The sequence below is a fragment of the Pseudodesulfovibrio sp. genome (assembly GCF_028692895.1).
GTDB lineage: Bacteria > Desulfobacterota > Desulfovibrionia > Desulfovibrionales > Desulfovibrionaceae > Pseudodesulfovibrio.
This window is the reverse complement of the sequence record NZ_JAQUWN010000107.1, coordinates 1-8,363: the sequence shown is the minus strand read 5'-3', so window position 1 is coordinate 8,363 and position 8,363 is coordinate 1. Positions and strand designations below refer to the sequence as shown.

Here is an 8,363-nt window from a genome sequence, read left to right as displayed (position 1 = left end):
TGGTGGAGCTGGAGGGAATTGAACCCACGACCTCTTGAATGCCATTCAAGCGCTCTCCCAACTGAGCTACAGCCCCACGTCGTTGGGTTGGAGGTAATTAGGACAAGTGGACCGAAGTTGTCAACCGGATTTCTTGCGTAGGGATGGAATTTTTCGTGAACGCGCGGATTGATTCGAAAACCCACATGCAGTAAACAGGGAAACGGGTTTCCCGCAACCGGAGTCGCCATGGCCCACGTCTTCAAACGCATACTCATAAAGCTCCTCTGGGTGGCCGTGGTCTTCCTCGGCATCACCGTCATCAGCTTCTGGGTCATCCACCTCGCCCCAGGCTCGCCCACCGACCTCCAGACCACCCTCAATCCCGAGGCCGGGCTCGAAGCCCGCGCGCAGCTCGAACAGCTCTACGGGCTCGACCAGCCCCTGCACGTCCAGTACGCGGCATGGCTGGGACGCCTCGCCCGGCTCGACTTCGGCCAGTCCATGTCCGGCGACCACCGGCCCGTCTGGGACAAGATCCGCGAGCGGCTGCCGCTCACCTTCGGCATGAACGTGGCCTCCCTGGTCCTGACCCTGCTCATCGCCGTGCCCATCGGCGTCGCTGCGGCCTGGTGGCGCGGCGGGGCCTTCGACAAGATCTCCACCGTCGTCGTCTTCATCGGCTTCGCCATGCCCGGATTCTGGCTCGCCCTGCTGCTTATGCTCTGGCTGGGCATCCGCTGGCCCGTGCTGCCCATCTCCGGCCTCATGTCGATGGGGTTCGACGACATGTCGCCGCTGCAAAAAGCCTGGGACGTGGCCAGGCACCTCATCCTGCCGGTCTTCATCTACACCTCGGGCTCCTGGGCGGGCATGTCCCGGTTCATGCGCTCCTCCATGCTGGAGGTCCTCCGCCAGGACTACATCATGACCGCGCGGGCCAAGGGGCTGCCGAGCCGGACCGTCCTCTTCAAACACGCGTTGCGGAACGCTCTCATGCCGGTCATCACCATCCTCGGCCTGTCCGTGCCCGCACTCATCGGCGGGTCGGTGATCATCGAGTCCATCTTCGCCCTGCCCGGCTTGGGCCAGCTCTTCTATCAGGCGGTCATGGCCCGCGACTATCCGCTCATCATGGGCAGCCTGGTGCTGGGCGCGGTGCTGACCCTGGCGGGCAACCTGCTGGCCGACGTGGGCTACGGCCTGGCCGACCCGCGCATCCGCGCCGGGCAGGGGAGGCAGCGATGAAGCGCCGTCCCCTGAAGCGGCCGTCGCCCATTGCGCGGCACTCCCTGCTTGCCCTGGGCGCGCTCATCGTCGGGGCCATGTCCCTGGCCGCCGTCCTCGCCCCGTTCATCACGCCATACGACCCGAATTTCATCAACGTTGACGCACTGTTGCAACCGCCCTCTCCCGCCCACATCCTCGGAACCGACGCCCTGGGGCGCGATGTGTTCGCCCGCATCCTCTTCGGCGGCCGCGTGTCGCTGTGGGTGGGGTTCGTGGCCGTGGGCATCGCCACGACCATCGGCCTGGCCCTCGGGCTGGTGGCCGGATACTTCGGCCGGGTGGTGGACGAGGTCATCATGCGCGGGGTGGACGTCATGCTCTGCTTCCCGTCGTTCTTCCTGATCCTGGCGGTCATCGCCTTCCTGGAGCCGAGCCTGACCAACATCATGGTGGTCATCGGGCTGACGGGCTGGATGGGCGTGGCCCGGCTGGTCCGCGCCGAGACCCTGTCCATCCGCGAGCGCGACTATGTGCTGGCCGCCCGGGCCGCCGGGGCCGGCCCGGCGCGCATCCTGCTGCGCCACATCCTGCCCAACGCCGTGACCCCGGTGCTGGTCTCCGCCACCCTGGGCGTGGCCGGGGCCATCCTGACAGAATCCTCCCTCTCCTTCCTGGGCCTGGGGGTCCAGCCGCCGGACGCCTCCTGGGGCAACATGCTCATGGAGGGCAAGGACGTCCTCGGCATAGCCTGGTGGCTTTCGGTCTTTCCCGGCCTGGCCATCCTGGTGACCGTCCTGGGCTACAACCTGCTGGGCGAGGCCCTGCGCGACCTGCTGGACCCGAGGCTGAAACAATGAGCACGACCATCCGCCAGGCTTCCCGAAGCGACCTGCCCGCGCTGGAGCGGCTCCTGCGCGAATCCTTCGACGCGAGCTACGCCCTGTTCATGCCCGGCGCCTACGTGCGCGGCTGGCGGATGAGCGACGAGCCCGCCCGCACCCTGCGCCGCCTGCTGAGCGACATGGGGGTGGCCCTGTCCGGCGAGATTCCGGTCGGGTTCATCGCCTGCGAAGCGGGCTCCGTGGCCGAGCTGTGGGTCTCCCCGAACCACAAGCGCCGGGGAATCGGCGCCGCCCTGCTCGGCTGGGCCGAGGACCGGCTGCGCGACCGGGGGTTCGACGCCGTGACCCTCAACTGCTACGAGCGCAACACCAGCGCCCTGGCCTTCTACCGCAAGATGGGCTTCACCGTGACCGCTCGTTACCCCTCCCGCCGCGTGGCGGGCGGCCCGGTCACCGTCTTCACCATGAAAAAGCCCCTGGACGCCCGCAGGGGGTGACGGCCATGCCTCTTCGCGCCCTCGCCCCGCTCGTCCTGCTCCTGCTGGCCCAGGCCGCTTCGGCCGCCCCGTTGCCGGACACCATCCTCCTCTCGCCCGAGGTCATGGCAAGGACCAAACAGCGCTATCTCGAACGCGACCCGGCCGTCATGCCCGCCGTGCAGGAGCTGCTCCGGGAGGCGGACCGGTGCGTCACCGCGCCCGCCGAGGCCGTGGTCCTCAAGCCCGCGCCCCCGCCCGGCGGCGACATGCACGACTACTGGTCCCTGGCCCCCTACTGGTGGCCGGACCCGAACAGGCTGGGCGGCCTGCCCTACGTCCGGCGCGACGGCAGGCGCAACCCGGACGCCGACGGCGACAAATTCGACCGCCGGCGCATGAACCGCATGTCCCGCGACGCCCTGACACTGGCCCTGGCCTGGTACCTGACCGGCAACGACCAGTACGCGGGCAAGGGGTGCGCCCTGGTCTGGTCCTGGTGCTGCGACCGGCTGACCCGGACCAACCCGAACCTCAAGTACGGCCAGTCGCGCCCCGGCGTGGCCGAGGGGACCAGCGCCGGGATCATCGAGACCCGCGACCTGATCCGCGTGGCCGAGGCCGGGCGCATCCTGAACCCCTCGCCGCTGTGGAGCGACGTGGAGACGCGCAAGCTGGCCGAGTGGTTCAAGGAATACGCGCACTGGCTCCTGACCAGCGACCTGGGACGGGAGGCGGCCGCCGCCGCCAACAACCAGGGCACCTGGTACGACGCCCAACTGGCCGTCTTCGCCCTCTACGCCGGGGACAAAAGCCTGGCCCGGTCCATCGTCAACACCGTGGAGATCCGGCGCATCCTGCCCCAGATCAAGCCCGACGGGACCATGCCCGAGGAGCTGAAGCGGACCCGCTCGCGCCACTACACCTTCTTCAACCTTGAGGCCTTCTTCGTCCTGGCCGAGGCGGGCGAGCGGCTGGGCATCGACCTGTGGCGCGCGGGCGGGCCGGGCACGGGGTCCATCAAGGCCGCCCTGGACGCGGCCGCCCCGTTCATCGACCCGCAAACGGCCTGGCCACATGGCGAGACCGGCCGGTTCGACCCCTTCCTCTTCACCCCCCTTTTCCACCGGGCCGCGTTGGTGTATAAGGACGACCGGTACCTCGACCACCTCAAGGCGCTGCCCGAAGAAGGGCGGCGCACCGATCGAGCCCTGCTCTTCTACTAGGCTGGAGACCATGCTGGAGCTGCTGCGCATCAAGAACCTCGCCCTGATCGAGGACGTGGAACTGGAATTTTCGCACGGCCTGAACGCCCTCACCGGCGAGACGGGCGCGGGCAAGTCGTTCATCATGCGCGCCGTGGACTTTCTCATGGGCGAGCGCATGGACCCCAAGCTGGTCCGGCCCGGCGCGGAAAAGGCCACGGTGGAGGCCCTCTTCGTCCTGCCCGAGGGCGAAACCGTGATCCGGCGCGAGCTCTCGGCCGAGACCGGGCGCAGCCGCGTCTTCGTCAACGACGCCCTCTCCTCCCAGCCGACCATCCGCGACATGAAGTCCCGCCTGGTCGTCCACACCAGCCAGCACGGCCAGCAGAAGCTCCTCTCCCCCGCCTTCCAGGCCGAGGTGCTGGACCGCTTCCTGCCCTCCCCGGCCCTGCTGCGCGACCGCGACGAGGCCCTGGCCGCCTTAAGCGACATCCTGGAGCGCCAACGCGTCATCAGGGCCCGATTCGAGGACATGGACAAGCAACGGGAATTCCTGGAATTCCAGAAGCGTGAGATCGAAAAGGTCGATCCCAAGCCCGGCGAGGAGAACGCGCTGGAGGACCTGAAAAAAACCATCCGCGACCGCGACCGGGCGGGCGAAAGCCTTCAGAACGCCCTGAACGTGCTCCACGGCGAGGTCGGGCTCCTCGACGCCATGACCCTGCTGACCCGCGAGATGGAGATCATCGCCCGGCTCTTCCCCGGCTTCGAGGACGACCGGGACGCCATCGAGGAGCTGCGCCTGCTCCTGCACGACCTGGACACCCGCCTGCGCCGGGGCCCCGAGGGGCTGTCCGGCGAGGAGGAGAGCATGAGCATCGACGACATCGAGGCCCGGCTCTTCGAGCTGGCCCGGCTCAAACGCAAGCTGCGGCGCGGCCTGGACGAGATCGTGGACCTGAAGAAGGAGCTCGACGAGAGCCTCTCATTCCTCGACGCCTCGGCTCTGGACCTCAAGGGGCTGCGCAAGGAGGAGAGCGCGGCCGCCGTCAAGCTGCGCGAGGCCCTGGACAGCCTCAACCGCGCGCGGGAGAAGGCGGCCCGCGAGCTCTCCATCCGCATCGTGGACGAGCTGACGGACCTCGGCTTTTCCGAGCACGTCAAAGTATTTTTCGAATTCGACCCGCGCGAGCTCTACCCCGGCTGCGAGGACCGGCGCGGCCGCCTGATGTGGGTGCCCAACCCCGGCCAGGCCCCCCAGCCGCTGGACCGCATCGCCTCGGGCGGCGAGCTCTCGCGCTTCCTCCTGGCCCTGGTCTCCCTGGGCGGCAACGACAAGGGCCACGACGCCCTCCCGAGCCTCATCTTCGACGAGGTTGACGCGGGCATCGGCGGCCTGACGCTGGGCGCGGTGGGCAAGAAGCTGCGCGCCCTGGCCGACCGGCAGCAGGTCCTGCTCATCACCCACTGGCCCCAGCTCGCGGGCCAGGCGGACCGCCACTTCCTGATCCGCAAGGACGTGGTGGACGACGAGACCTTCACGCGCTGCCACCGCCTGGGCCCCGGCGAAATCCGCGCCGAGCTCTCGCGCATGGCGGGCGGCGGCGAGCAGGGAGACGCCCTGGCCGAAAAACTCTGCTCCTAGCAGGGGACTGAAAAGCGGCGATCCGCGTCGCTGCGGCGAAATAATCCACAAATCCGCCGGACAGGAGGCCCGTGGGCGAGATGGGGCAAAAACGGGCCGACATCCTGAATGCGGCCTGGACGCCTTTTCGTCCGAGGGGGACCTCGGCGCGGGCACGGACCGCATCCCCGGGCGGACCGGGTGACCGGACGGACGGTCTGCCGCCATATCGACTCCAGGAGGCGGCCGTTCCGGGAGGCGCTGTGGCCCTGCACGAGGCTGGCTCCGGCCCGCTTCGTGTTGACACCCCGGCCCCTTCTTGTACAATCCGCAGCACACCGGGCCCCGCCCGCACCCAGGAGCACCCATGGAAAGACATCCCATCAATGACCGGGACATGAAGCGGTACCAGTTGCAGGCCAAGTCCATCATCGAGACCCTGCCCTACATCTCCAAGTTCTACGGCAAGACCATCGTCATCAAGTACGGCGGCAACGCCATGATCGACGAGCGGCTCAAACGCGCCTTCGCCCTGAACGTCATCCTGCTCAAGTACATCGGCATCAACCCGGTGGTCATCCACGGCGGCGGGCCGCAGATCGGCAACATGCTCAAGGCCCTGAACATCCAGTCCACCTTCCGAGAGGGCTACCGCGTCACCGACGCGGCCACCATGGACGTGGTCGAGATGGTCCTGGTGGGCAAGGTGAACAAGGAGATCGTCAACCTCATCAACCTGAACGGCGGCAAGGCCGTGGGCCTCTCGGGCAAGGACGGCATGCTCATCCGCGCCGAGCCCAAGGAGCTGTCCGTCGAGAAGAAGGACGCCCCGCCCGAGATCATCGACCTGGGCAAGGTGGGCGAGGTCCGGGCCGTGAACACCACCCTGATCCACTCGCTGCTGCGCGAGGGGTTCATCCCGGTCATCGCGCCCGTTGGCGTGGACGACGAGGGCAACACCTACAACATCAACGCCGACTCCGTGGCCGGGGCCGTGGCCGCCTCCCTGGGGGCCAAGCGGCTCTTCCTGCTCACCGACGTGCCCGGCCTGCTGGACAAGAGCGGCGAGCTCATCACCCACCTGTGCACCCGCGAGGCCTTCCAGTGCATCGAGGACGGCATCATCACCGGCGGCATGATCCCCAAGATCAAATGCTGCATCGAGGCCGTGGCCGACGTGGAGAAGGCGGCCATCATCGACGGCCGGGTCGAAAACTGCATCCTCCTGGAACTCTTCACCAAGTCCGGCATCGGCACCGAGGTCGTGGAACACTTCGAGGAGGAGGCATGACCCAAGTCGACTGGACCGTCACCCTCGACACCGGCCTGCCCCGCATCGACGAGCAGCACCGCAGGCTCATCGGCTACTCCAACGACCTGCTCCGGGCCATCGCCGAAGGCCACGGCGAGGCGAGCCTCCAGGCCTTCTTCGAGAAACTGCTCGACTACACGAACTCCCACTTCGCCGACGAGGAGGAGTACATGGAGTCCGTGGGCTACCCCGACCTGGAAGCCCACCGGGCCGTCCACCGCAGGCTCATCAACGACGTGGCCAACTCCCGCGAGAAAATCCTGGGCGGCGTCCCGGTCGATCCTAAAAGGGCCCTGGAATTCATCAACGGCTGGATCGTCCGCCACATCATGGTCATGGACAGCCGCATCGGCGAGTTCGTCCGCATCCGGGCCAGAGGGTAACCCGGCCATGTCCCACGGATTCTTCACCATCATCAGCCGGGCCGAGTTCGAGGCCCGGCTCGCCGGATTCTCCCGGCTGCCCTGCGAGACGGCCCCCCTGGCCGAGGCGGACGGCCGGGTCCTGGCCGACGACCTCGTCGCCGACCACGACTGGCCGCTCACCGACCGCTCGGCCATGGACGGTTACGCCGTCAGCGCCACGGACCTCTTCGGCGCGAGCGAGACCAACCCCGGCTACCTGGAATGCGTGGCCGCCCTGCCCATCGACCGGCTGCCCGACATCACCGTCACCCCCGGCACCTGCGCCCGCATCAGCACCGGCGGCGTGCTCCCGCCCGGCGCCGACGCCGTGGTCATGGTCGAGCACACCCAGGAGATGGGCGGCGGCACAGTGGAAATCCGCAAGACCGTGGCCCCCGGCGAAAACGTCATGCAACGCGGCGAGGACGCCAAGACGGGCGCGACCTTCCTGCCCGCCGGGACCGTCCTCCGCCCCCAGGAGATCGGCCTGGCCGCCGCCATGGGCCACCTCTTCCTGCCGCTGGTGCGCAAGCCGCGCGTGGCCGTCCTCTCCACCGGCGACGAACTGGTGGAGGTGGCCGACATCCCGCTGCCCGGCAAGGTCCGCGACGTCAACACCCATACCGTAGCCGCCCTGGTGGCCCGGGCGGGCGGACTGCCCGTGCTCTACGGCATCGTGCGCGACGACCTCCCGAGCCTGACCGAAGCCCTGGCCGACGCGTTGCGCCAGAACGACCTGGTCCTCCTCTCCGGCGGCAGCTCCATCGGCGTGCGCGACCTGACCGTGACCGCCCTCGAAGGCGTGGGCGATTCCGAAATCATGGCCCACGGCGTTGCGCTCAGCCCCGGCAAGCCCACCATCCTGGGCCGCGCCCACGGCAAGCCCGTCCTCGGCCTGCCCGGGCAGGTCACCTCCGCCCTGGTGGTCATGCACGTCCTGGTCCTGCCCCTCATCCGCCACCTCCAGGGCGACCCCGGCGCGTTCGCCCGCTCCCGCCGCCCCCTGCGCCGGGCCGAACTGGCACGCAACGTGGCCAGCAAACCGGGCCGCGAGGACTACGTCCGCGTCCGCCTGGAACCGCGCGACGGCAAACTCCCCCTCGCCCACCCCGTGCTCGGCAAGTCCGGCCTGCTCCGGACCATGGTCCGCGCCGACGGCCTGGCCACCATCCCGGCCGACAGCGAAGGCCTCTACCAGGGCGCTGAAATCGACGTCTGGCTGGTGTAGGCGTAGCGGAACCGGGGGAAGGGGAGAGGGGAAACTTTTGTAAAAGTTTCCCCTCTCCCCTTC

Annotated in this window: 8 protein-coding genes and 1 tRNA gene; 8 read left to right on the top strand and 1 reads right to left on the bottom strand. The window is 68.5% G+C overall.

Features of this window, described 5'->3' with window-relative positions; genetic code table 11:
- Positions 1-76: transfer RNA gene (locus PHP91_RS16565), tRNA-Ala, on the bottom strand.
- Between the two features lie 152 nt (positions 77-228).
- Between PHP91_RS16565 and PHP91_RS16560 the strand changes: the two genes are divergently transcribed.
- From PHP91_RS16560 to glp, 8 genes are all read left to right on the top strand, one after another.
- The gene (locus tag PHP91_RS16560; protein WP_300143346.1) at positions 229-1,227 is read left to right on the top strand and encodes an ABC transporter permease; all 999 of its coding nucleotides are present in this window, start codon (positions 229-231) and stop codon (positions 1,225-1,227) included.
- On the top strand, positions 1,224-2,066 hold the full coding sequence (locus PHP91_RS16555; protein ID WP_300143343.1) for an ABC transporter permease: 843 nt from the start codon (positions 1,224-1,226) through the stop codon (positions 2,064-2,066). The genes PHP91_RS16560 and PHP91_RS16555 overlap by 4 nt, the downstream gene beginning before the upstream one ends.
- The gene (locus PHP91_RS16550; RefSeq protein WP_300143340.1) at positions 2,063-2,548 is read left to right on the top strand and encodes a GNAT family N-acetyltransferase; all 486 of its coding nucleotides are present in this window, start codon (positions 2,063-2,065) and stop codon (positions 2,546-2,548) included. The genes PHP91_RS16555 and PHP91_RS16550 overlap by 4 nt, the downstream gene beginning before the upstream one ends.
- A gap of 5 nt (positions 2,549-2,553) precedes the next feature.
- Positions 2,554-3,753, top strand: a complete 1,200-nt coding sequence (locus PHP91_RS16545; RefSeq protein ID WP_300143337.1) for an alginate lyase family protein — start codon at positions 2,554-2,556, stop codon at positions 3,751-3,753.
- A 10-nt stretch (positions 3,754-3,763) separates the two neighbouring features.
- Positions 3,764-5,377 carry an AAA family ATPase gene (locus PHP91_RS16540; protein WP_300143334.1) on the top strand — a complete coding sequence of 538 codons (1,614 nt, stop codon included), beginning with the start codon at positions 3,764-3,766 and terminating at the stop codon, positions 5,375-5,377.
- Between the two features lie 376 nt (positions 5,378-5,753).
- Positions 5,754-6,647 carry an acetylglutamate kinase gene (gene argB, locus PHP91_RS16535; protein ID WP_300143349.1) on the top strand — a complete coding sequence of 298 codons (894 nt, stop codon included), beginning with the start codon at positions 5,754-5,756 and terminating at the stop codon, positions 6,645-6,647.
- Positions 6,644-7,051, top strand: a complete 408-nt coding sequence (locus tag PHP91_RS16530) for a hemerythrin family protein (protein WP_300143331.1) — start codon at positions 6,644-6,646, stop codon at positions 7,049-7,051. The genes argB and PHP91_RS16530 overlap by 4 nt, the downstream gene beginning before the upstream one ends.
- A gap of 7 nt (positions 7,052-7,058) precedes the next feature.
- Entirely contained in the window at positions 7,059-8,300 is a 1,242-nt protein-coding gene (glp, locus tag PHP91_RS16525; protein WP_300143328.1) for a gephyrin-like molybdotransferase Glp, read from the top strand.
- The last annotated feature ends 63 nt before the right edge of the window (positions 8,301-8,363 follow it).